Below are 23,415 nucleotides of genomic sequence, written 5' to 3'. Positions count from 1 at the left end.
GAATCAAAGGCACTGTTCAATACCAAGTGGCTGCTTAACTCCATCATGCAAACCATGCGAATTTGAGGATAGGCAGCATCACCAGAAGCGTTGGCAGTTTTGGCAAAGGCCTGATTGTTTTGCTCACTATCAGGTGTTCGCCATACGATACCATCGACCCCATAGAGATTGAGTCCACACCAATGAGGATGCTCTGCTCTTTCATGCCAGGTCTTGGCACTTCGCTTAAACACATCTCGAACAACGTCGGAGCCCAGCCGCTTGCGCGCTTGCGTGACAGCGCTGCGCGCAACGTAATCCACCTCTTGAGGTAAGACGATATCAAGCTTATTGATGAGAGAGCGGACGGATTCGCCTCTGAACAGAGCCATACCAATCACCGCCCAAATCATGGCATCCATAGGTAACTTACGTCGCCTTAAACTGGCAACACCATGTGAATCAAGGCACGACTGAATTAAATCGGGCTCAAGTACATCGGCCAGACAGGTGAATTCGGTAAGACGGTTGATATGAGTACGCGCCAAAGCTTCTGAAAGTTGCATAAAAAAATCCGATGACATGGGGTCATCGGATTTTGATCCTTTCAGTGAGATCGTCAAGCGATCTGTCTTAACTGATCGGCATTAGCCATCTTGGCTGCTTTTTTGATCACGGCGCCGGGTTTGACGAAGTGCGCCGCAGTTTTTATTCTAGAAGGATTGTAACCGGGCATGATCTGTAGGATCATGCCTCTTTTCGTTAGACAGCCATTGTTCGCAAAGAGGAATTTCATGAGTCATGTGGACACCGAAGTACGTCCAAGTAACTTCATTCGCAATATCATAGATGAAGATTTGGCGAGCGGTAAGCACACCAATGTGCACACCCGTTTCCCACCAGAGCCTAATGGCTTCCTGCACATAGGTCACGCCAAGTCTATATGCTTGAATTTCGGTATTGCCAGGGACTATCAGGGCCAGTGCAACCTGCGCTTTGATGACACCAACCCGGAAAAAGAAAACATTGACTATGTAAATTCCATTAAAGCGGACGTGCAATGGCTGGGCTTCCAGTGGGCCGGTGATATCCATTACTCGTCAGACTACTTTGATAGCCTCTACGGTTATGCCGTTGAGCTGATCAAAAAAGGTCTGGCTTATGTGTGTTTTCTCAATGGCGAGCAGATGCGCGAGTACCGCGGCACTTTGAAAGAGCCGGGCAAGAACAGCCCTTATCGTGACACCGGCGTTGAAGAAAACCTAGCACTGTTTGAAAAGATGCGCGCCGGTGAATTTAAAGAAGGCGAGTGTTCACTGCGGGCCAAGATAGATATGGCATCACCTTTCATGTGTATGCGCGACCCGGTAATCTACCGGATCAAATTCGCTCATCACCATCAGACGGGTGATAAGTGGTGCATCTATCCCATGTACGACTTTACCCACTGTATCTCTGATGCGCTGGAAAATATCACTCACAGCCTTTGTACGCTGGAGTTTCAGGATAACCGTCGCCTCTATGACTGGGTGTTGGATAATCTGGATGATTTCAAGATCCCCAACCGTACCCGTCAGTATGAGTTTTCACGCCTGAATCTGGAATATACCCTGATGTCCAAGCGTAAGCTCAACGAGCTGGTGGTACGTCAGTTGGTCAATGGCTGGGATGATCCCCGCATGCCGACTATCGCCGGTTTGCGCCGCCGCGGTTACACCCCGGCCTCCATCCGTGAGTTCTGTGATCGCATCGGCGTGACCAAGCAGGATAACCTGGTGGAAGTGGGTATGCTCGAAGCCTGTATCCGTGAAGAGCTCAACGACAATGCCCCGAGAGCCATGGCGGTTATCGAGCCGGTTAAGGTGATCATTGAGAACTATCCTGAAGGGCAGTTGGAGCATGTCAGTGCGCCAGTGCATCCCAACAAGGAAGAGCTGGGTAATCGTGAGCTGGCCTTTGGCCGTGAGCTTTATATCGATGCGGCCGACTTCCGTGAAGAAGCCAACAAGCACTACAAGCGTCTGGTGATGGGCAAAGAGGTGCGTCTACGCAACGCCTATGTGATCAAAGCCGAGCGTTGTGACAAGGATGCCGACGGTAAGGTCACCACCATTTACTGCAGTTATGACCCTGAGACTCTGGGTAAAAACCCTGCCGATGGCCGCAAGGTCAAGGGCGTGATCCACTGGGTCGAAGCCAGCAGCGCTGTGCCTGCCGAGTTCCGCCTCTATGATCGCCTGTTTGTCGATGCCAATCCGGCAGCGGCAGAAACTGTGGACGAAGTGCTGAACCCGGAATCTTTGGTGGTTAAGCATGGTTTGGTTGAGGCTGGTCTGGTGCAAGCGGAGGCCGAGAAGGCCTATCAGTTTGAGCGTGAAGGTTACTTCTGTGCCGACAGCAAGGACTCAAGCCCAGATAAGCTGGTATTTAACCGCACCGTGGCATTAAGAGATTCATTCGCTTAAGTCAGTACCATTCTCTAAAGCTGTGGCTGACTAGACTTGTTTTTCGCAAGCTTAGTCAGCCGTCGGCTTCACAAGCCCGCTTATTTCCCTCTGCGCTTTAAACCGTTTCCAGGCCAGTGAGCCGATATAGAGCACCCATGGGACTCGTTCGCACCTTCCCTTGAATAACTGGTTAAGCTGCTCTCGATTGATATCAGTAAAGACACAATCATTCTTCAACAGATGCTGAAGTGATAGGGATTATTTAAGCGTTAACAACTTGGATGTATATAAGGTATCTAAATGTTGATTCAACAAGCACATGAAGTCGAAGAAGCAATAAATAATGGTGACATAGAATCAATCAGGAACGATCTGGACTTTAGGGTATTGACCTCGATAATTGAGAGTAACAGGTTTGATCTAGTCGAAATAATTTACAATCATTTTAAAGATACCGAACCTATGGAGCAGCTAATTTTTAATGCTGTTGTCGAGAGTGCCGGTGTTGATATCACCCCTACGGCCATCCAGTGCCTCAACTTCTTAAAGTCGCTCGACAAAGGAATATCCTATGAGTTCGACGATGAAGATGCTCTCTATCATATGTGCCAAATCCCCGGCAGGGTTGAACTATTCAAATTAATGCTCGATATGGAGGCAGACATACCTTGGGGTTATGTTTTACAGGTGAGCTGTAACTTTATTTGTCGTGATACCATTGAGTTTTTGATTGCCAACATTCAAGTATCCAACGAAGAGCTTAATCTTGCCTTTGGCTACTTGGTTAATGCCAGTGTCACTTCCTGTTATCATGAAAACTCCGATCAAACCGAAATAATTTCATGGTTTATAAACAAGCTCAATGTGGATGTGAACTTAACGACGGACAGTGATTATGCATGGGCGTATTTGGATTGCTTCATTAATGCACCCAATGCGGCTAAACACTTTTACGTTGAGAGATTTAACTCCGGCATTATCAATTCGGAAGATTTTTGGGCGAAGTTTATTGAAGCTTATCTTGAGGATCAAAAGTTCAAGCAAGCATTTGCTCAAGCTTTTGAAGACCTAAGGAATAGCAGCATAGATTTAACTGAGTTGGCCACATTATTTGACCGTTTGGGCCATGACGCGCTTGCAAAGGAATTACTGAACTAGGGCTTGGCCTGTAAGTTTGTACAGAGCAGATGTAAGGCTTCTTAGCAGTTCTGCATGACGGATATCTCCTGCTTACCCAACACATCCTGGGTTCCGTTGGGGGGATGCTATATGGCTAGGGCTGAATTGGACGTAAGAAAGGCGCTCAAGGAGCGCCTTTTTCGTCTCTGGTGTTTTGATGACTGCTTTTATTATTGCAGTATTGGGCCGAGTCCCATGCTCCAGAGGATCACGCTGCTGGCCATCAGAGCGACCAGGAGCACCAAACCTGCAGTCACCACAGAGCTGGCATAGATAAAGCCTTTTTCCTCGGGAATATTCATTATGATAGGGACCCCGGTATACAGCAGGTATACAGAGTAGCTAAGGCCTATCAGTCCTATCACCATAATAAACCAAAGCTCTGGATAGAGCGCCGCCAGCCCCACCATAAACAGTGGGGTGGCAGTATAAGACGCCAGTTCCAGGCACTGGGTAAAGTCCGGATGGGCATCAAAAGTTTGTCCCATCCAGTAGGCCAGGTAGGCGAGGGCGAACACACCGAATACCAGGCCGCAATACATGCCGGCGCACATGATGAAGCCGCTTTGGGCAGTTAGAAACAAGGGGTCGCCGGCACCTGGGTTCCAGCCGATATGCACGGCGGCGATATAACTACAGACAGAAGGGATGAGCGCAATGAGTAGCAGGTGACTGAGACAGCTTTTAAGTGCCTCATGGTTTTGTTCTATGGTTTGCCATTCCTGTTTGGGATGAGTATACAACCCCATTAAGTGATTCAATACCATTATAATTATCCTTATTCCGCTTTGACTTTTGCTCGTCAAACTGCAGACGAGCGTTTTACCGCTCTGAGTCTATTTATTGAACAAAAACAGCGGGCCGTCAAGTTTGTACTCCGAGAGGCTGTGGGCATAGCATTGGCTTGCTGGTAGACTTGGCGGCCTTGAAAACTCTTGTGGAAGCCTGACCTCAATGCAGCAGTTACTCGCCCCAGTAAAAGAATTCCTGGCCTGTGAAACCCCTGACAGCTGGATAGCAGCTGCCAAAGAGGAGCATAGACTGACCGAATTGCTGATAGATCACTGTAATTGTGAGCTTAAGGCGGCGCAGACGGCGATGTTTTTGGTCCGCAAGTATGCGGTGGACAAGCAAAGTGGCGAGCAGTTGCTAACCTGGGCCAAGCCTTACGAAGAGTTTGTTTATCACAACGACAGGGATATGGCGGCTTTTCTGGCCAGAGAGGTGAAGAAGAACGAGTTGATTGGTGAGTTGACGCCCAGGGCGGGGTTCCCCCATGGCCCTGAACTTATCGCCAAGATGATCCGCCTTATCAAAGAGGAGTTCCATCACTTTGAACAGGTGCTGGAGCTGATGTTGGCGCGCAATATCCCATACAGCAACATCCGCGCCGGCCGTTATGCCAAGGGGATGATGAAACACGTTCGCACCCATGAGCCTGCGACTCTGATAGATAAACTCATAGTGGGCGCCTTTATCGAGGCCCGCTCCTGTGAACGTTTTGCCAAGCTGGCGCCTTGGCTCGATGATGAGCTTAAACGTTTCTATATTTCACTGCTGCGCTCTGAAGCGCGCCACTATCAGGATTATCTTTCATTGGCCGAGGTGATTGCCGGCGAGGATATCAGCGCCAGAGTGGCTTATTTTGCCGAGGTGGAAGCCGAGCTTATTCTAGCGCCGGATGATGAATTCAGGTTTCACAGCGGGGCGCCGCTTTAAACTACTCGATATTGCGCCTACATAGATAAAGATGCCGACAGGGTCGGCAACTGCTGGATTGGAAGGGTTTTATAGGTTATCAGGGCTGGCTAGGTTCAATGTGAGCCGACTCAAGCCAAACAGATAAAACCCGAGCCGAATGAGTTCAGTTAAAGCCCGGTCTGCTGGCTTTATTCTATGAAAGGCAGGCTGGTCAGTGCTATGTTGTCGGCACTGATGCTCAAGACACTTCCCTGTTCATACCAGTCTCCCACCACCAAGCGCTGCTTATTACCCGCCAATTGATGGATATCCGGTCTATGGGTGTGACCGTGGATCATCAACTCGGCGCCAGTGCCGGCAAACAGTTCATCCACCGCGCTAGGCTCAACATCCATTATCTCAATGCTTTTCAGCTGATTCTGCATCTGGCTGTTTTGCCTGAGCTTAGCGGCAATATTGCTGCGGGTCTTCTTCGGCAGATGGCGGTATATCCAGCGGGGCAATGCCATATTGCGAAAACGGCGAAAACGCTGGTAGGCCTTGTCCAGAGTGCAGAGGCTGTCGCCATGCAGCAGCACTGTCTTGTGGCCATAGAGATCCAGTCGATACACCTCGGGCAGTAAGGTTATCCCCGCTTTGGCGGCGTATTCTTTCCCCAGCATAAAGTCGCGGTTGCCGTGGATAAAGTACACCGGCAGGCTGCGGCTGACTTCATAGAGACGCTTGGCCAGCGCCAAGGCAAAGGGCTCGGCCAAATCATCACTGACCCAAACCTCAAACAGATCACCCAAGATATAGAGGGCGTCGACCTGTTCAAGACCGGTATCGAGAAATTGATAGAAGGCGTTGAGGATATCTTGGCGATCGGCACTGAGGTGCAGATCGCCGATAAAGAGAGTGCGCATTCAGAAGTTATCAGTCTGCTATGGTCACTTTCTCGATGATCACGGCTTCCAGAGGCACGTCCTGATGCATGCCGTGGTTGCCCGTGCTCACGCCCTTGATGGCATTGACCACGTCCATACCTTCAACCACTTCACCGAATACACAGTAACCCCAGCCTTGGATGGATTCGTTTTTGAAATCCAGGAAGGTGTTGTCGTTGACATTGATAAAGAACTGCGCCGTGGCGGAATGAGGATCGGAAGTGCGGGCCATGGCTATGGTACCTGTCTTGTTTGACAGGCCGTTGTTGGCTTCGTTACGCACTGGGGCATTGGTAGGTTTTTGTGACATCTGTTCGGTAAAGCCGCCACCCTGAACCATAAAGCCATCGATAACGCGGTGGAAGATAGTACCGTCATAGAAGCCTTCCTGGGCGTACTTGATAAAGTTGGCCGCAGTCAGAGGGGCTTTTTCACTATCCAGCGCCAGTTTGATGTCGCCGTGGTTGGTGTGCAGTGTAATCATGGTCGGATCCTCAGGATAAATTTTGTTGGCGGATTCTAACTTATCCGACTCCGGCTATAAAGGGCAGTATTCAAGAGCTTTTGGCAATGCTAAACTGCCAGATTCGTTTTACCCACTAATCCTATATTGTTGAAGAGAAAGTCGATGTTGAAGATATACAACAGTCTGAGCCGCCAAAAAGAGGAATTTAAACCGATTAACCCAGGTAAAGTGGGTATGTATGTGTGTGGTGTCACCATATACGACTTGTGTCATATCGGTCATGGCCGGACCTTTGTTTCCTTTGACATGATAGTGCGCTACCTGCGTTACGCGGGTTACCAGGTTAATTTCCTGCGCAACATCACAGACGTGGATGACAAAATCATCAAGCGCGCCAATGAAAATGGCGAAAGCTGCGATAGCCTCACTGAGCGTCTTATCGGCCAGATGCACCAAGACTTTGATGCTCTGAACATGCTGCGCCCCGATATGGAACCAAGGGCGACTCTGCATATTGGCGAGATTATCGAAATGGTCGAGGCGCTGATCGCCCGTGGTCATGCCTATGTGGCCGATGATGGCGATGTACTGTTCAGCGTCGCCTCTTTTCCTGAATACGGCAAGCTTTCCGGGCAGAACCTGGAGCAGTTGCAGGCCGGTGCCCGGGTCGAGGTGGACGAGCACAAGCGCGATCCTATGGACTTTGTGCTGTGGAAGATGTCCAAGCCTGGCGAACCTACTTGGGATTCACCTTGGGGCCCGGGTCGTCCCGGTTGGCACATTGAGTGCTCTGCCATGAACAGCAAACACTTAGGATTGCATTTCGATATTCATGGCGGCGGCAGCGATCTGCAGTTCCCGCATCATGAAAATGAAATCGCCCAGTCTTGCTGCGCCCACGACACACCTTATGTGAACTACTGGATGCATACCGGCATGGTGATGGTCGACAAAGAGAAGATGTCCAAGTCGCTGGGTAACTTCTTCACCATTCGCGATGTGTTGGCGCATTATGATGCCGAAACCGTGCGTTACTTCCTGTTGTCCGGCCACTACCGCAGCCAACTGAACTATTCGGAAGACAACCTCAAGCAGGCCAGAGCCGCACTTGAGCGAATTTACACTGCGCTCAAAGACCTGGATCTGAGTGTTACTGCGGCGCCTGCCGAAGAGTATGTTGAGCGCTTCAAGGCGGCGATGGATGATGACTTCAATACCCCTGAAGCCTACTCAGTGCTGTTTGAGATGGTGCGTGAAATCAACCGCCTCAAGGGCGTGGATATGGCGGCAGCCTCGGCCCTTGGCGTGTCACTGAAACAACTGGCCGCGGTGCTTGGGATTGTCAGCTCTACACCTGAAGCCTTCTTCAAAGGCGAGGGCAGCGACGATGAAGTCGCTGAAATCGAAGCACTTATTGCCGAGCGCAACCGCGCCCGCGCCGAGAAGGATTGGCCGGCAGCTGATGTTGCCCGAGACAGGCTGAATGAGCTGGGTGTGGTGTTGGAAGATGGCCCACAGGGGACCAGCTGGCGCAAGAAGTAATCCTTCTTTGCCAATAATCGAAACAAAAACGCCGGCTGTTGAAGCCGGCGTTTTTTATCGCTTGAAATTGAAAACCAACCTGAGGTTGGTTTCAATCTACCCTTAGTCGTGATATTGCTCCGCGGCAAACAGGGTATTTTCCAGCAAGCTGGCTATGGTCATAGGACCCACGCCACCGGGAACCGGAGTGATATGGCTGGCGCGCTCACAGGCAAGATCAAAGTCAACATCGCCCACCAAACGGCCGCTGTCGAGACGGTTAATGCCCACATCTATGACTATGGCGCCTGGTTTGATCCAGCTACCGGGGATAAAGCCGGGTTTGCCGACGGCAACCACCAGAAGATCAGCACGGCTGACCTTATCCTTGAGATCTTTGGTGAATCTGTGACAAGTAGTGGTGGTGCAGCCGGCCAGTAAGAGCTCCAGAGTCATGGGACGGCCCACAATATTGGAGGCACCCACCACAACCGCATCCAGACCATAGGTATCGATACCGGTAGACTTGATAAGAGTCATGATCCCCATGGGAGTGCAGGAGCGCAGTACCGGGATCCGTTGAGCCAGACGGCCGACATTATAAGGATGGAAACCGTCGACATCTTTGTCGGGACGGATCCGCTCGATCACCTTGGATTCTTTAATATGTTCCGGCAGCGGCAGCTGCACCAGAATGCCATCTATGGCGGCATCTTCATTGAGCGAGTCTATCAGGGCCAGCAGTTCTTCTTCACTGGTGGAATCCGGCAGATCATAGGAGCGGGAGATGAACCCCACTTCTTCACAGGCTTTACGCTTACTGCCGACATAAACCTGAGAGGCAGGATCAGCACCCACCAGAATAACAGCCAAGCCTGGGATACGTTGTCCCGCTGCTTGACGTGCAGCGACTTTTTGCTTTAGCTGTTGTCTTATGGATTGCGCAATCGCTTTGCCATCTATTAGTTGGGCTGTCATGGGTGTAGGATATCCTTTGTATGGCGCGATGTTGAAAACGGCGCTATTTTACCAGTGAGGCTTGGGAGTGTCATGGACAAACCTGCTCCAGAACACAGAATTTCGTCAAAGCAGCACGTAATTTCGCCAAGCAGATAAAGCGTTTAAAAAAATCGTTGACGCTTGTTGGGTGAGGGGCTAAGATGCGCTCCGTTCTCGAGGCAAGCCGGTTGTAACCGCGCTTAGAGAAAATTTTCGGTGATTAGCGCAGCCTGGTAGCGCATCTGCTTTGGGAGCAGAGGGTCAGAGGTTCGAATCCTCTATCACCGACCAGATTTCAAGGGCAGTGTGGATAGCATTGTCAGTACCGCTTAGGATGCAAATCGAATTTGCAGATCCTGCGCCCGTAGCTCAGTTGGATAGAGCATCCGCCTTCTAAGCGGATGGTCGCAGGTTCGAATCCTGCCGGGCGTACCACTTTCAGTGGTGATTGTAGCTCAGTTGGTAGAGCCCTGGATTGTGATTCCAGTTGTCGTGGGTTCGAGCCCCATCAGTCACCCCACTCTTTTATAAAAAAAGCGACCTTAGGTCGCTTTTTTTATGCCCTTTTCTGTGGCATTGAGGCTCGACTCCACTAAGAACGGTCGATATAATGCTGCGTCTTGATAACAATCAACAATGTGCGACCGGTGCCGGAATTCACTTCTGATGGGCATTTCAGTCAAGTTAAAGATCAAGAAACGAATACCTGAATAGTTGAAACAATCGGCTATTGCAAAGGACGTTAGACACATTTCGAGGTAAAACAATGCAAGTTTCTGTTGAAACAACCCAAGGCCTGGAGCGTCGCCTGACCATCTCTGTTCCTGCAGAGCAGATCGAACAACTGGTTAAAGACAGCCTGCAACGCGAAGCCAAGCGTGCCCGTATTCCAGGTTTCCGTCCAGGTAAAGTCCCAGCAAGCGTGATTGAAAAGCGTTATGGCAAAGCGATTCGCCAAGACATTACCGGTGAAGTAATGCAGCGCAACTTCATTGAGGCCATCATTGCCGAGAAGTTGAACCCTGCCGGTGCTCCTACCTTTACCCCAGGTGCCACTGACGCCGAAAAGTTTGAGTTCACCGCGACCTTTGAAATTTATCCAGAAGTTGAAATCAAAGGCCTGGACGGTATCGAAGTTGAGCAGCCTGTTGCCGAAGTACAACAAGCCGACGTTGACAACATGATCGAAACCCTGCGCAAGCAACACGCGACTTACGAAGCAGTTGAGCGCGCTGCCGAAGACGGTGACAAAGTCGTTATCAACTTTGTGGGTAGTGTTGACGGTGAAGAGTTTGAAGGCGGCAAGGCCGAAGACTTCGAACTGCAACTGGGCAGCGGTCGTATGATCCCTGGTTTTGAAGAAGGCGTTAAAGGCCACAAAGCCGGTGAAGAGTTCGACATCGACGTGACTTTCCCTGAGGAATACCACGCCGAAAACCTGAAAGGCAAAGCCGCCAAGTTCGCTATCACAGTGAAAGAAGTCAAGGGTGCCAACCTGCCTGAAGTTAACGACGAGTTCGCCAAGCTGTTCGGTATCACTGACGGTGGCATCGATGCTCTGAAAGCTGAGATCAGTAAGAACATGAGCCGTGAGCTGGAACAAGCTCTGAAAGCCAATGTGAAAGAACAAGTGCTGAACGGCCTGCTGGCTGCCAACGAAATCGAACTGCCAAAAGCGCTGATCGACGGTGAAGTTAACGTTCTACGTCGCCAGGCCATGCAGCGTTTCGGTGGCCAAGGTGCCAACATGCCTGAGCTGCCAGCCGAGCTGTTCACTGAACAAGCCGAGCGCCGCGTTAAAGTCGGCCTGCTGCTGGGCGAAGTGATCAAGTCCAACGAGCTGAAAGCTGAAGAAGAGCGCGTACAGGCGTTGATCGCTTCTATGGCTTCTGCCTACGAAGATCCAAAAGAAGTGATCGAATACTACAACGGTAACGAAGAGTTGATGCAGAACATGCGCAACTTGGCTCTGGAAGAGCAAGCCGTTGAAGCGGTTCTGAAATCAGCCAAAGTGACTAAGAAAGATGTCGCTTTTGAAGAATTTATGAACAAGGCTACCGGCCGCGCATAACCTAAGCTTGACTTGCTTGGTTGTTCGCCATTTATAATGGCTCGTATGAGGTCCCTCATGCGGGCCGTTTTTTTATTTAGGGAAAGTTAATGATGCATAACGCGCCAGAATCAGTACTTAATGCACTCGTTCCTATGGTGGTTGAGCAAACTGCCAAGGGAGAACGCTCTTACGATATCTATTCACGTCTGTTGAAAGAGCGGGTGATCTTCCTGGTTGGTCAGGTTGAAGAACACATGGCCAATTTGATCGTGGCACAGTTGCTGTTTTTGGAATCAGAAAACCCGGATAAAGAGATCTCTCTTTATATCAACTCACCAGGCGGCTCTGTCACTGCCGGTATGGCTATTTATGACACCATGCAGTTTATCAAGCCGGATGTCAGCACTGTATGTATCGGGCAAGCGGCCAGTATGGGCGCCTTCCTGTTGGCCGGTGGTGCCAAGGGTAAGCGTCACTGTCTGCCTAACTCGCGGGTGATGATCCATCAGCCTTTAGGGGGCTTCCAGGGACAGGCATCGGATATCGCTATCCACGCCCAAGAGATCCTGGGGATCAAACAGAAGCTGAACCAGATGTTGGCCGATCACACTGGTCAACCGCTGGAAATCATCGAGCGGGATACCGACCGAGATAACTTTATGAGTGCTTCTCAGGCCATGGAATACGGTTTGGTGGATTCGGTTCTGACCAAACGTTAAGGCTGATTTTTGCTTTTGGCTGGGCTATGCTCAGATTGAAGACGCTTAAGTGTATGGCAGTAGAGCAGACTGCAAAAGAGGTAGAGTAATGGGTGACAACAAAGGCAACGGTGATAGCGGCAAATTGCTGTATTGCTCTTTCTGCGGAAAAAGCCAGCATGAAGTTCGCAAGCTGATCGCCGGGCCATCTGTGTATGTATGTGATGAATGTGTCGAGTTGTGTAATGACATCATTCGCGAAGAGATAAAAGAGATTTCGCCCAACCGGGATCAGGACAAGCTGCCAACTCCCCACGAACTGCGTGCTCATCTGGATGATTATGTTATCGGCCAGGAGCAGGCCAAGAAGGTGTTGTCTGTAGCGGTTTATAACCACTACAAACGCCTGAAAAACAGCACTCCCAAAGATGGTGTGGAGCTGGGCAAGAGTAATATTCTGCTTATCGGTCCAACCGGTAGTGGTAAAACCTTGCTGGCAGAGACCCTGGCGCGGTTCCTGAATGTGCCTTTCACCATGGCAGATGCCACCACATTGACCGAAGCCGGTTATGTGGGTGAAGACGTTGAAAACATCATTCAGAAGCTGTTGCAGAAGTGCGACTATGATGTCGACAAGGCGCAGCGTGGTATTGTCTATATCGATGAGATTGACAAAATCAGCCGTAAGTCAGATAACCCTTCCATCACCCGGGATGTGTCCGGTGAAGGGGTGCAGCAGGCACTGCTGAAACTGATTGAAGGTACTGTTGCCGCCGTACCTCCTCAGGGTGGCCGTAAACACCCACAGCAGGAGTTCCTGCAGGTTGATACCTCCAAGATACTCTTCATCTGTGGCGGTGCCTTTGCAGGCCTTGAGAAGGTGATTGAGCAGCGCTCCCATGTGGGTAGCGGTATAGGCTTCGGCGCCCAGGTTAAAGGCCAGGCCGAAAAGGCCACCATTACCGATACTCTGCTGCAGGTTGAGCCGGAAGACTTGGTCAAATATGGCCTTATTCCTGAGTTTATCGGGCGTTTGCCTGTGGTTGCGACCTTGGGTGAACTGGACGAAGCAGCTCTGGTGCAGATTCTGTCCGAGCCCAAGAACGCCATCACCAAGCAGTTTGCCACTTTGTTCGAGATGGAAAATGTCGAACTCGAGTTTCGCGATGACGCCCTCAAGGCGATAGCGCAAAAAGCCATGTCCCGTAAGACAGGGGCCCGTGGTCTGCGCTCCATCGTTGAAGCGATACTGCTGGATACCATGTATGACCTGCCGTCCATGGATAACGTGGTCAAGGTGGTTATTGATGAATCTGTGGTGAAAGGTGAGTCAGCGCCTATTCTTATTTACGAGAATAATGACTCCCAGGCTGCTGCCGGTGACCAATAACTGAGCAACAAGCTATCAAGTTGAAAATTAAGGAGTCCACTAGGGCTCCTTTTTTTGTCTTTACCATTGAAAGCCGGGAAAGCGTCCCAATATACTCTCTGTAATCTTTAACTGAAACGGAATCGAACTATGACCCTAGAGCGTGAAGCGCGAATCGAATTGCCCGTGCTGCCACTGAGAGACGTGGTGGTCTATCCCCATATGGTAATTCCGTTATTCGTAGGACGTGAAAAGTCCATCCGTTGTTTGGAAACTGCCATGGCGCAGGATAAACAGATCATTCTTGTGGCGCAGCGGGATGCGGATCTGGACGAGCCTGGCATAGACGATATTTTCGACGTAGGTACAGTCGCTTCCATTTTGCAGCTGCTGAAGCTGCCCGATGGCACAGTCAAGGTATTGGTCGAAGGCGGCAAGCGCGCCCGCATCGAACGCTATACCCAGGAAGAAGAGTTCTTTGTTGCTACCGCACACTACCTGGAGTCCGAAGCGCTGGATGACAGGGAAGAAGAGGTGCTGGTTCGCAGCGCAATCAGTCAGTTTGAAGGCTATATCAAGCTGAACAAGAAAATTCCTCCCGAGGTGCTCACTTCGCTCACAGGTATCGAAGAAGCCGACCGGCTGGCCGACACCATGGCAGCCCATATGCCTCTCAAGCTGGCAGACAAACAGTCTGTGCTGGAGATGGTCAAGGTCGGTGAGCGGCTTGAATATCTGATGGCCATGATGGAAGCGGAAATCGACCTGCTGCAGGTTGAAAAGCGTATCCGCTCCCGGGTCAAAAAGCAGATGGAAAAGAGCCAGCGTGAGTACTATCTCAACGAGCAGATGAAGGCTATCCAGAAGGAGCTTGGCGATCTCGATGAAGGCCACGACGAATTTGAAAGTCTGAGCCGTAAGATTGAAGAAGCCGGCATGCCGGAAGAGGCCAAAGACAAGGCGTCTGCCGAGCTCAACAAGCTGAGAATGATGTCACCCATGTCGGCCGAAGCCACTGTGGTGCGCAGCTATGTTGACTGGATGACCTCTGTGCCCTGGAAACAGCGCTCCAAGATTAAGCGTGATCTCTCCAAGGCCGAACAGGTGCTGGATACAGATCACTATGGCCTGGAGAAGGTTAAGGAACGGATCCTCGAGTATCTGGCGGTACAGAGCCGGGTGAAACAGCTCAAGGGGCCTATCCTGTGTCTGGTTGGCCCGCCAGGGGTAGGTAAGACATCCCTGGGACAATCTATTGCCAAAGCGACTGGCCGTAAATATGTGCGGGTAGCGTTGGGCGGTGTGCGTGATGAAGCGGAAATCCGTGGTCACCGCCGGACCTATATAGGCTCTATGCCTGGCAAGATTATTCAGAAGATGGCCAAAGTCGGGGTGAAAAACCCGCTGTTCCTGCTCGATGAAATCGACAAAATGAGTTCGGACATGCGCGGCGATCCGGCCTCGGCTCTGCTGGAGGTGTTGGATCCAGAGCAGAACGCGACCTTTAACGATCACTACCTGGAAGTGGATTACGATCTGTCCGATGTGATGTTTGTGGCCACCTCCAACTCGATGAATATTCCGGGCCCCTTGTTGGATCGGATGGAAGTCATCCGTCTTAGCGGTTACACCGAAGATGAGAAACTCAATATTGCCAAGCAGCACTTGCTGCCGAAACAGATTGAGCGTAACGGCCTGAAGAAGAATGAAATCACTGTTGATGACAGTGCCATTCTCGGGGTGATCCGTTATTACACCCGCGAAGCCGGGGTGCGGGCGCTGGAGCGTGAGCTGTCGAAGATTTGCCGTAAAGTGGTCAAGCAGATCATGCTGGAGAAAGACACCAAGCACGTGGATGTCAATCAGGACAACCTCAAGTCTTTCCTGGGGGTACAGCGCTTTGACTATGGCAAGGCAGAGTCCAAGAATCAGATTGGTCAGGTGACAGGTTTGGCCTGGACCGAAGTGGGCGGCGACTTGCTGACCATTGAAGCTACCTCAGTTGCCGGTAAGGGCAAGCTCACCTATACAGGTTCTTTGGGTGATGTGATGCAGGAGTCTATCCAGGCCGCAATGACTGTGGTTCGGGCGCGCGCCGAGCAGTTGGGGATCAACCCTGACTTCTACGAGAAGCGTGATATCCATGTGCACGTACCCGAAGGGGCAACCCCGAAAGATGGTCCATCAGCCGGTGCCGCCATGTGTACCGCGTTGGTTTCCAGCCTGACGGGTAACCCGGTCAAGGGTGAAGTTGCCATGACTGGCGAAATTACCCTCAGAGGCGAGGTGCTGCCAATCGGTGGCCTGAAAGAAAAACTGCTGGCGGCCCACCGCGGTGGTATCAAACTGGTGTTGATACCCAAGGAGAACGAACGGGATCTGGAAGAAATTCCGGCTAACGTAGTGGCAGACTTGGATATTCGTCCGGTTCGCTGGATAGATGAAGTACTGCAACTGGCGCTTGAGCGACCAGTCGAGGGCTTTGAAGTGGTTAAAAATTTGGGCTAACGCAAGAAAATGTCCTATGCCACTAAAAAAAGTGAAAAAAGGGGCTTAACAAAACCCAGACCTGTGGTAGCCTAGGTCTGTGGAGAGCCAGTTGTGCCAAGCCCTTGGGGCAACTGGCTTTGAGCTGTATCCAATTTAAATTCTTTGGTTTTCCAACTGAGCTTGAACTTTGGTATCAAGCTTGTTATAAAAGCCTCCGCAGACCGCTCTAGAGAAGGATTTGGTTGCGGCGCGAAAACTACATTCAAGGGGATGACATGAACAAATCTGAACTAATCGAGAAAATCGCTTCTGGTGCTGACATTTCTAAAGCCGCTGCCGGCCGTGCACTGGATTCTTTCATCGCAGCTGTGACTGATGGTCTGAAAGAAGGCGACAAAATTTCTCTTGTTGGTTTCGGTACTTTTGAAGTGCGTGAGCGCGCTGAGCGTACTGGTCGTAACCCACAGACCGGGAAAGAGATCAAAATCGCTGCAGCTAAGATCCCTGCATTCAAAGCAGGTAAAGCTCTGAAAGACGCTGTTAACTAATTAACATCGCAGCCTTTGTAGGGCTTTCGTAAAGACTAAGCACTGCCTGGCAGTGCTTTTTACGGATTGGGAAGCGCCGGGTTAACCGACGTTTCGGAGTGTGAGGATAAGCTGAAGTAGCGTCTGCAGACTCCATTCATGTTACAGATAGGCGCATCCCACAAGAGATGCGCCTTTTTTTTACTATTAATCGCATAAGCGAGACGTCTGATGTTAGAGAAGATTCGCGAAGGGTCACAGGGCGTAATTGCCAAAGGTATTTTGGTACTGGTGATACTTTCCTTTGCATTTGCTGGTGTAAGCAGTTACCTGGGTTCCTCCTCAGTGGCTCCGGCCGCCACAGTCAATGGTGAAGAGATTTCCACAACCGAACTGGACCAGGCCTATCAAAGCGAGCGTGCCCGTCTGGAACAACAGCTGGGTGAGATGTTTGACGCCCTGGCGGCCAATGATGCTTACCTGGCCAGTATCAAAAAAGGCGTGCTTGAACGTCTGGTAGCGCAAAAGTTGCTGGATCAAGCTGCCGCTGAAATGGGCTTGAGAGTGTCCAATGCCCAAATCATAGAAGCAATTAGACAAGAGCCTGCTTTCCAGACTGAAGGCAAGTTCGACAATGATCGCTTCGAGGCCATTCTGCGCCAATTGGGCTATCAGCAAGCTGCTTTCCGTGAAAGCATGCGGGTGGACATGACTCGTCGTCAGCTGATCAGCGCCTTGATTGGCAGTGAGTTTGTTCTCAATGGTGAAGCAGAATCTCTGGCCAAGCTGCAGGGACAAACCCGTGATATTCGCTATCTCTTGGTTGATGCCGAGCCTTTCCTGGGCCAAGCAACAGTGACCGAAGAGGAAGCCAAGTCATTCTACAACACCAATCCGGCTCAATTTGAACGTCCGGAGATGGTCAGCCTGGAATATGTCGAGCTTAACGCCAAAGATCTGGTCGATGGTATCGAGGTCAGTGACGAGCTAGCCAAGACTTACTATGATGAGCATCAGAATCAATACCAGACCGCAGAAAAGCGTTTGGCAGCCCATATTCTGATTGACGCCTCGACCGACAATGCCGAAGCCAAGGCCGAGGATATCCATAAGCAACTGGAAAACGGCGCCGATTTTGCTGCGCTGGCCAAGTCTGATTCCCAGGATACCCTGAGCGGTGAGAAGGGTGGCGAATTGGGTTGGTTTGAGCCTGGTGTGATGGATCCCGCTTTCGATGAAGCCCTGTTTGCACTGAACAAGGGTGATATCTCTAAAGTGGTCAAGACACCTTTCGGTTTCCATATCATCAAACTGCTGGATATTCAGAGCGGTCAAACTGCGCCTTTCGCTGAAGTGAAAGACAAGATAGTCGAGCAGATCAAGCAGGAAGAAGCTGTAAAACAGTTCTATGGCCTGCAGCAGAAACTGGCCGATACCAGCTATGAAATTCCTGATAACTTGCAGGAAGCGGCCAAGGCCGTTGGTGCAGAGATCAAGACTACCCGACTGTTCGGCCGTGACAACGCGCCCGCACCTTTCGATAAGCCTGAGCTGTCTAAGGCTGCCTTCTCCAGTGATGTACTGGGGGGCATGAACAGTGAGCTGCTTGAAGTGGATCGCAACCATGTCGTAGTTGTTCGCGTTAAAGAGCATCAGCAAGCCGGTACGCTGGAATTCGCCGAGGTTAAGCCTGCCATTGAAGCGCGTCTTAAACAGCAAAAAGCCAATGAGATTGCCCGTGACAAGGCACAGGAATACATGGTCAAGCTCAAAGAAGGCAATGCCGACACTGCGCTGCAAAGCCGCGCCAACCTGGGACGTTTCACCCAGGATGTAGATTCCGCTTTGGTGAGCAAGGCATTCCAGATGGCCAAGGCTAAAGAAGGCTTGAGCGTTGATACCGTGTCGCTGGCAACCGGTTATGCGGTAGTGGTACTGGATGCAATCCATGACACTGAAAGCGCACCTGCCGATCAGGTCGCGGCCATCAAGCAACGTCTCAACAGCCAGTTTGGTGAGAATGACTATCGTGCCGTTATCGATATGCTGAAGGCCAAGGCCGAGATCATTTATCCAGAAGGTGATGAGTAACTTGACTCATTGATTTAACGTTAAAAAACCGGTCCAAGTGACCGGTTTTTTTATCTCCAGCGTTTATGTCCAGCGGTTAACTAGGTTGCTGGAACTTGGGGATAAAACGGGTTAATCCGGCAAGCGCCAGTCTATGGGTGGCTTGCCTTTGGCTATGAGGTAATCGTTGGCCTGATTGAAATGATTGCAGCCAAAGAATCCTCTATGAGCCGAGAGCGGTGATGGGTGAGGGGCCTTTAAGATAAGGTGTTTGTTGCCGTCAACCCGCTGGGCCTTGAGCCCGGCATGCTTACCCCAAAGCAGAAACACCACGCCTTCCGTGTATTTATCTATGGCCTCTATCACTCTGTCGGTAAACTGCTCCCAGCCGAGATGGGCGTGGGAATGTGCCTGACCACGTTCGACACTGAGCACAGTATTGAGCAGCAACACACCCTGACTGGCCCAGCTGCAAAGATTGCCATGGCTTGGATAGCTGAAGCCTGGGACTGTATTGGCCAGCTCCTGAAACATGTTCTGCAATGATGGCGGTGGCATCACCCCTTTGGGCACTGAGAAGCACAGGCCGTGGGCCTGCCCTGGACCATGATAAGGGTCTTGCCCCAGGATCACCACTTTGACTGCCGATAGTGGTGTATAACGCAAGGCGTTGAAGGTATCGTTTTTGGGAGGATAGATAGCCTTTCCCCGGGCGCGCTCGGCGTCGATATAGGCCAGAGTATCCCGAAAGTAGGCTTGTTGTTTTTCCGGGCCCAGCACTTCGGCCCAACTGATGTCCTTATGCATAACTAAAAAAGCAGCGCCGCAAGGCGCTGCTCATCTATTACTCGTCCACACCCAGCATCACGCTGCTGGCTTTGATCAGTGCGTATGCACTGTCACCCACTTTTAGCCCCAAACGCTCACAGGAGGCCTTGGTGACCACGGAAGTCAATTCGACACCCGGAGCCAGTTCAATGGTGACTTCGTTGTTTACAGAGCCTTCTTCGATGGCTTTGATGGTGCCGCCAAGACAATTACGTGCACTGATTTTCATTGGTTTTCTCCCGAAAGAACGATTAGCAGGATCAAGAGTATAAACCGAATTGCCATTAAGTTGGGATGCTTCGATAACAAATTTGAGCGTCAGAGGAGATTGAAATGACGCCAATGTCACGCCGAAAGTCGATACAGGACGCTGGTCCCCGGATGGCAGGCTTATGCCGGCAATAAACCTGGTCAGCGCCATTGATTGCAGCCAGAGTACCACGGGGACTTATTCACACCTTTTAGTCTTTATCGAATAAGGTCCTCATGGCGTGGTTGATTTCCGGATAGTTGAATTCAAAGCCGTCGGCCTGGGCATGAACCGGGAATACAAACTGACCCTCGGTTAGCAGGGTCGACATCTCACCCATGGCCAGTTGCAGGGCCAATGCCGGTGCCGGCAGACAAGCGGGGCGGTGCAGCGCTTTGCCGAGGGCCTTGCTGAAGTCGCGGTTGCTGACAGGCTGAGGCGCAGTGGCATTGTATATGCCGCGGCAGGCTTCAGTTTCCAGCAGAAATTCAATAAGGCGCAGCAAGTCTTCGCGCATTATCCAGCTCATTCCCTGACGACCATGGCCAATCGGGCCGCCAAGGCCCAGTTTGAAGGCTGGCAGCATTTTGGCCAAGGCGCCGCCATCTTTGCCAAGCACTATGCCGATACGAAAGATACAAACCCGAGTGAGATCGGCAACCGCCAGGGCTTTTTGCTCCCATTGGGCACAGACCCTGTGGCTGAACTCATCATGGGGCGTGGCGTTTTCGTCTATGGGTTCCGGCCCCTGACGCCCGTAAAAACCCACCGCCGAGGCGCTGAGAAAGACTTGGGGTTTCTTTTGGCTGTTGCGGACAAGCGTGGCCAACTGCTCTGTGATATCCCAGCGGCTGTGGCAGATCCGCTGTTTCTGCTCATCGCTCCAGCGTTTGGCAACTATGGGTTCACCGGCGAGGTTGATGATGGCATCTATCTCCTCAAGCAGTCCGGGTGTTTGCAGCGAATCTATGTAACGGGTTTGTGCCAGCGCCAGCTTTTGCTCGGCCGCCGCGGGGTTGCGGCTCAAAATAGTCAGCCTATGGCGTTTTGCCAGCCGCTGCGCCAGTTCTGAACCGACAAACCCGGTTGCACCTGTGAGCAAAATATTCATGCTTTCTCCCTGAATCACTGAAGGTTTCTCCAGAGTATAGACTGACTTACACCGGCTTACGGTAGCTCAGTTGCAGTGAAACCGAGTCGGCATATCTCAAGGCATGGGGCTTGTCGATTTCCACGCTGGCGTACTCTACCCATTCATGCTCGCTGGCCAGTTCCAGTACTTTCCCTGTGAGGTGCTCAAGCAGGGAGAAGCGGTTGTCTTCCACCAGGTTAATGATCGCCTTGGTGATGGTGCGATAATTGAGCGCGTGCTCCATGTCATCACTTCTACGCGCCTTGTCGGCACAGTAATGGATGCAGACATTGATGATCACATCCTGGCGATTGTTGATTTCCTCTTCCTTGATACCGATAAAAGTGCGCAAGCGTAGGTTTTTAATGCGTATAATAGCTAATTCGGGTTTCATCATGTCACTACTTTTTGTTGTTGATGCAACGGCTGATTGTGACAGAAATCAACAAGGAATTTCAATTATGTCATCAGCCTATCGTCCGTCCATGGCGCTGAAAGGATTTGCTGTCATGGCCTGCTTGGTCATAGTGCTGGCGGGAATTAAAGCCGCCAGTGCCATAGTGGTGCCCTTTGTGTTATCGGCCTTTATTGCGGTTATCTGCAGTCCGGCCATCAATGCCTTGAGCCGTTATCGCGTGCCCCGCGCCCTGGCTGTATTTGTGCTGGTGGCGATTATTTTGTTGCTTGGGCTCTGGCTGGCCTCTGTGGTGGGCAGTTCCATCAACGAGTTTTCCCAGCAACTGCCGCAATATCGCGCGCAGCTGGTGGAACAATTTGCCTGGATATTGGACAAGCTCAAGGAGCTGAATATCCACATCTCCAAAGACAAGGTGCTGGCCTATCTGGATCCCGGCATGGCCTTGTCTTTGACCACCAATACGCTCTCCGGTGTCGGAAATGTGATGGCCAACCTATTTCTGATAGTGCTGACCATAGTCTTTATGCTGTTTGAGGCACAATCTTTGCCGCGCAAGGTGCATCTGGCGCTGGATGACCCCGAGATGCGTTTATCCCAGATTGAGCGCTTCTTGCAATCAGTGAACCAATACATGGTGATCAAGACCCTGGTCAGCCTGGCAACCGGTGTTATTGTCGGTGTCGGTCTGGCGCTGATGGGGGTGGATTATGCGCTGCTCTGGGGCGTAGTGGCTTTTTTGTTTAATTATATTCCCAATATCGGTTCTATCATCGCCGCCATCCCGGCCGTACTGCTGGCCTTTGTGCAGCTGGGCACAGCGGGTGCCGGCGCCGTTGCCGCCCTGTATCTGGCAACCAACATGGTGATGGGCAATTTGGTAGAACCCAGATTCATGGGGCGCGGCCTCGGGCTGTCCACCCTGGTGGTATTCCTGTCGTTGATCTTCTGGGGCTGGCTCTTGGGCTCGGTCGGCATGTTGCTGTCCGTGCCGCTCACCATGATAGTCAAGATAGCTCTGGAATCGAGCCAGAGTGGCAGTTGGCTGGCAATCTTGCTCTCAGACGATGCCAGTATTGCCGTGCGGGAAAATGCCGATAAAGAAGCGGCATCCGATGCCGAATAAAGGCAGAAATAAGAGGTTGAGGATTTCATGCAGTTATTTTTGGAAGCCATCACAGACCTGATACCAGGAGATGAGTGTGGCCGTTTGTTTCATGGTCGCGGTGGCCGTTATCCAGGCAGCGAGCACTTATGCTTGGATTGGTTTGCACCTGTGGTGTTGCTGACCGCCTTTAAACCACTGACGCCGGAAGAGCTGGCGCTGGTTACCGAGCGTCTGCAATTACGCTGGCAAGCCTTGGGGCTGGCCCTGAATCTTGTCTATCAATACCGCGCCGCCGGGCAGACCCGCACCGAGCTCATTGCCGGCGAGATACCCGAGCCACATCTGGCCAGCGAGCTTGGCTGCCGTTATCAATTGCATCTGTTACGGGGCCAGAATCATGGTTTGTTCCTGGACATGCGAAACGGCCGCGAGTGGGTGATGGCCAACAGTGCTCAGCGGAAGGTGCTGAATCTGTTTGCCTATACCTGTGCGTTTTCGGTGGCGGCCCTCAAGGGCGGCGCCGATGAGGTGGTCAATATGGATATGAGTAAGGGGGCGCTCGGCATCGGCAAGCAAAACCATTTGCTCAATGGGCTTACTGCCGGCGCCCGCTTTCTGGGGCATGATATCTTCAAGTCCTGGGGCAAACTTAAAAAACTCGGGCCCTATGACTTGCTGATTGTCGATCCGCCCAGCAACCAAAAGGGCAGCTTTGTGGCAACCAAAGACTATCTGCGATTGCTGCGTCATCTGCCGCAACTCTTGAACCCGGGCGCCGAGCTGTTGCTCTGTCTCAATGCGCCTGAGCTGGACAGAGCGTTTTTGCAGAGCCAGGTCAGTGACGCCGCACCAGAACTTGAGTTTGTTAAGCAGCTAGATAACCCACCGGCCTTTGCAGACCGGGATCCTGACAGGGCATTGAAGGTGTTGCTGTATCGCTATGAGGGAGAACCGGACTCGGATACTCAATAACTGAGGCGTTCAGAGATCAGGGATTGGCCGCCTTCTTCCAACAGGGCGGCTATGCCTTCGACATCAAAACTGCTCAAGCCGGATGCCTGGTGCAATAGCCTGTCCTGGATATCCAAGGGCATCTGCATCCTTTCCATAAACATGCGCATTCCCAATATATCGCCACTGGCCAGCAGGGTGGCGAGGGTTCGTGCTTCAAAGTCGACAATATGATTCATGGCGTCGTCCTCTTGCTGATTTACGGGCCGGGGAGGCCTCCTTTAAGCAATAGCAGTTGCAGCGCCC

At 51.4% G+C, this 23,415-nt stretch carries 22 protein-coding genes and 3 tRNA genes; 15 read left to right on the top strand and 10 right to left on the bottom strand.

Features of this window, described 5'->3' with window-relative positions; all coding sequences use genetic code 11:
• On the bottom strand, window positions 1-563 hold a 563-nt coding region (locus ACMHXI_RS03930; protein WP_413734065.1), incomplete at its 3' end, for an IS4 family transposase.
• 210 nt (window positions 564-773) lie between these two features.
• On the opposite strand from ACMHXI_RS03930, the gene glnS reads away from it, so the two are divergent.
• Together glnS and ACMHXI_RS03920 are read left to right on the top strand one after the other, a co-directional pair.
• On the top strand, window positions 774-2,444 hold the full coding sequence (glnS, locus tag ACMHXI_RS03925; RefSeq protein WP_044734232.1) for a glutamine--tRNA ligase: 1,671 nt from the start codon (window positions 774-776) through the stop codon (window positions 2,442-2,444).
• 282 nt (window positions 2,445-2,726) lie between these two features.
• Window positions 2,727-3,584, top strand: coding sequence for a hypothetical protein (locus ACMHXI_RS03920; RefSeq protein WP_144133829.1), 858 nt, complete (start codon window positions 2,727-2,729; stop codon window positions 3,582-3,584).
• A gap of 191 nt (window positions 3,585-3,775) precedes the next feature.
• Here the strand turns inward: ACMHXI_RS03920 and ACMHXI_RS03915 are convergent, their stop codons facing one another.
• Window positions 3,776-4,372: a Yip1 family protein gene (locus tag ACMHXI_RS03915; protein ID WP_025010711.1), complete on the bottom strand. Its 597-nt coding sequence runs from the start codon at window positions 4,370-4,372 to the stop codon at window positions 3,776-3,778.
• Between the two features lie 187 nt (window positions 4,373-4,559).
• Between ACMHXI_RS03915 and miaE the strand changes: the two genes are divergently transcribed.
• Complete coding sequence (miaE, locus tag ACMHXI_RS03910) at window positions 4,560-5,324, top strand: tRNA isopentenyl-2-thiomethyl-A-37 hydroxylase MiaE (RefSeq protein ID WP_413734062.1); 765 nt, start codon at window positions 4,560-4,562, stop codon at window positions 5,322-5,324.
• Between the two features lie 170 nt (window positions 5,325-5,494).
• On the opposite strand, the gene ACMHXI_RS03905 is transcribed toward miaE, so the two are convergent.
• A complete protein-coding gene (locus tag ACMHXI_RS03905) occupies window positions 5,495-6,211 on the bottom strand; it encodes a UDP-2,3-diacylglucosamine diphosphatase (protein WP_107004604.1) in 717 nt (238 codons plus the stop codon).
• A gap of 10 nt (window positions 6,212-6,221) precedes the next feature.
• The gene (locus ACMHXI_RS03900; RefSeq protein WP_025010708.1) at window positions 6,222-6,716 is read right to left on the bottom strand and encodes a peptidylprolyl isomerase; all 495 of its coding nucleotides are present in this window, start codon (window positions 6,714-6,716) and stop codon (window positions 6,222-6,224) included.
• Between the two features lie 144 nt (window positions 6,717-6,860).
• Here ACMHXI_RS03900 and cysS point away from each other — a divergent pair, with 144 nt between their 5' ends.
• Window positions 6,861-8,240, top strand: a complete 1,380-nt coding sequence (gene cysS / locus ACMHXI_RS03895; protein ID WP_044734237.1) for a cysteine--tRNA ligase — start codon at window positions 6,861-6,863, stop codon at window positions 8,238-8,240.
• A gap of 102 nt (window positions 8,241-8,342) precedes the next feature.
• On the opposite strand, the gene folD is transcribed toward cysS, so the two are convergent.
• Complete coding sequence (gene folD / locus ACMHXI_RS03890; protein ID WP_071238335.1) at window positions 8,343-9,197, bottom strand: bifunctional methylenetetrahydrofolate dehydrogenase/methenyltetrahydrofolate cyclohydrolase FolD; 855 nt, start codon at window positions 9,195-9,197, stop codon at window positions 8,343-8,345.
• 235 nt (window positions 9,198-9,432) lie between these two features.
• Between folD and ACMHXI_RS03885 the strand changes: the two genes are divergently transcribed.
• From ACMHXI_RS03885 to ACMHXI_RS03845, 9 genes are all read left to right on the top strand, one after another.
• Window positions 9,433-9,509, top strand: a tRNA-Pro gene (locus ACMHXI_RS03885).
• A gap of 67 nt (window positions 9,510-9,576) precedes the next feature.
• Window positions 9,577-9,653 (top strand) — tRNA-Arg (locus tag ACMHXI_RS03880).
• A 9-nt stretch (window positions 9,654-9,662) separates the two neighbouring features.
• Window positions 9,663-9,738, top strand: a tRNA-His gene (locus tag ACMHXI_RS03875).
• Between the two features lie 246 nt (window positions 9,739-9,984).
• Window positions 9,985-11,289: a trigger factor gene (gene tig / locus ACMHXI_RS03870; RefSeq protein ID WP_025010707.1), complete on the top strand. Its 1,305-nt coding sequence runs from the start codon at window positions 9,985-9,987 to the stop codon at window positions 11,287-11,289.
• 92 nt (window positions 11,290-11,381) lie between these two features.
• A complete protein-coding gene (gene clpP / locus ACMHXI_RS03865) occupies window positions 11,382-11,990 on the top strand; it encodes an ATP-dependent Clp endopeptidase proteolytic subunit ClpP (RefSeq protein ID WP_025010706.1) in 609 nt (202 codons plus the stop codon).
• 88 nt (window positions 11,991-12,078) lie between these two features.
• Complete coding sequence (gene clpX / locus ACMHXI_RS03860; RefSeq protein ID WP_025886754.1) at window positions 12,079-13,359, top strand: ATP-dependent protease ATP-binding subunit ClpX; 1,281 nt, start codon at window positions 12,079-12,081, stop codon at window positions 13,357-13,359.
• A 129-nt stretch (window positions 13,360-13,488) separates the two neighbouring features.
• Window positions 13,489-15,846 carry an endopeptidase La gene (lon, locus tag ACMHXI_RS03855; RefSeq protein WP_025886755.1) on the top strand — a complete coding sequence of 786 codons (2,358 nt, stop codon included), beginning with the start codon at window positions 13,489-13,491 and terminating at the stop codon, window positions 15,844-15,846.
• Window positions 15,847-16,103: 257 nt separating this feature from the next.
• Window positions 16,104-16,376: a nucleoid-associated protein HU-beta gene (gene hupB / locus ACMHXI_RS03850; protein ID WP_025010704.1), complete on the top strand. Its 273-nt coding sequence runs from the start codon at window positions 16,104-16,106 to the stop codon at window positions 16,374-16,376.
• A 210-nt stretch (window positions 16,377-16,586) separates the two neighbouring features.
• Window positions 16,587-18,446: a SurA N-terminal domain-containing protein gene (locus ACMHXI_RS03845; RefSeq protein ID WP_208184625.1), complete on the top strand. Its 1,860-nt coding sequence runs from the start codon at window positions 16,587-16,589 to the stop codon at window positions 18,444-18,446.
• Between the two features lie 111 nt (window positions 18,447-18,557).
• On the opposite strand, the gene ung is transcribed toward ACMHXI_RS03845, so the two are convergent.
• The 4 genes from ung to folX all read right to left on the bottom strand — a co-directional run bounded on the left by ung (window position 18,558) and on the right by folX (window position 21,029).
• A complete protein-coding gene (gene ung, locus ACMHXI_RS03840; protein WP_028780273.1) occupies window positions 18,558-19,232 on the bottom strand; it encodes a uracil-DNA glycosylase in 675 nt (224 codons plus the stop codon).
• Window positions 19,233-19,269: 37 nt separating this feature from the next.
• On the bottom strand, window positions 19,270-19,482 hold the full coding sequence (locus ACMHXI_RS03835) for a TOBE domain-containing protein (RefSeq protein ID WP_025010701.1): 213 nt from the start codon (window positions 19,480-19,482) through the stop codon (window positions 19,270-19,272).
• 232 nt (window positions 19,483-19,714) lie between these two features.
• The gene (locus ACMHXI_RS03830) at window positions 19,715-20,614 is read right to left on the bottom strand and encodes a TIGR01777 family oxidoreductase (protein WP_144190889.1); all 900 of its coding nucleotides are present in this window, start codon (window positions 20,612-20,614) and stop codon (window positions 19,715-19,717) included.
• 46 nt (window positions 20,615-20,660) lie between these two features.
• On the bottom strand, window positions 20,661-21,029 hold the full coding sequence (gene folX, locus ACMHXI_RS03825; protein ID WP_025010699.1) for a dihydroneopterin triphosphate 2'-epimerase: 369 nt from the start codon (window positions 21,027-21,029) through the stop codon (window positions 20,661-20,663).
• A gap of 67 nt (window positions 21,030-21,096) precedes the next feature.
• On the opposite strand from folX, the gene ACMHXI_RS03820 reads away from it, so the two are divergent.
• On the top strand, window positions 21,097-22,176 hold the full coding sequence (locus ACMHXI_RS03820; protein WP_144132149.1) for an AI-2E family transporter: 1,080 nt from the start codon (window positions 21,097-21,099) through the stop codon (window positions 22,174-22,176).
• Window positions 22,177-22,203: 27 nt separating this feature from the next.
• The gene (locus ACMHXI_RS03815) at window positions 22,204-23,130 is read left to right on the top strand and encodes a class I SAM-dependent methyltransferase (RefSeq protein ID WP_101059144.1); all 927 of its coding nucleotides are present in this window, start codon (window positions 22,204-22,206) and stop codon (window positions 23,128-23,130) included.
• Here the strand turns inward: ACMHXI_RS03815 and ACMHXI_RS03810 are convergent.
• The gene (locus ACMHXI_RS03810; RefSeq protein ID WP_144190888.1) at window positions 23,124-23,348 is read right to left on the bottom strand and encodes a hypothetical protein; all 225 of its coding nucleotides are present in this window, start codon (window positions 23,346-23,348) and stop codon (window positions 23,124-23,126) included. The two genes, ACMHXI_RS03815 and ACMHXI_RS03810, sit on opposite strands and share 7 nt — an antisense overlap.
• Window positions 23,349-23,415: the final 67 nt, after the last annotated feature.

It is taken from the genome of Shewanella sp. BJSY2023SW005 (assembly GCF_047314585.1).
GTDB lineage: Bacteria > Pseudomonadota > Gammaproteobacteria > Enterobacterales > Shewanellaceae > Shewanella > Shewanella algae.
This window is presented reverse-complemented; position numbering and strand designations above follow the sequence as displayed.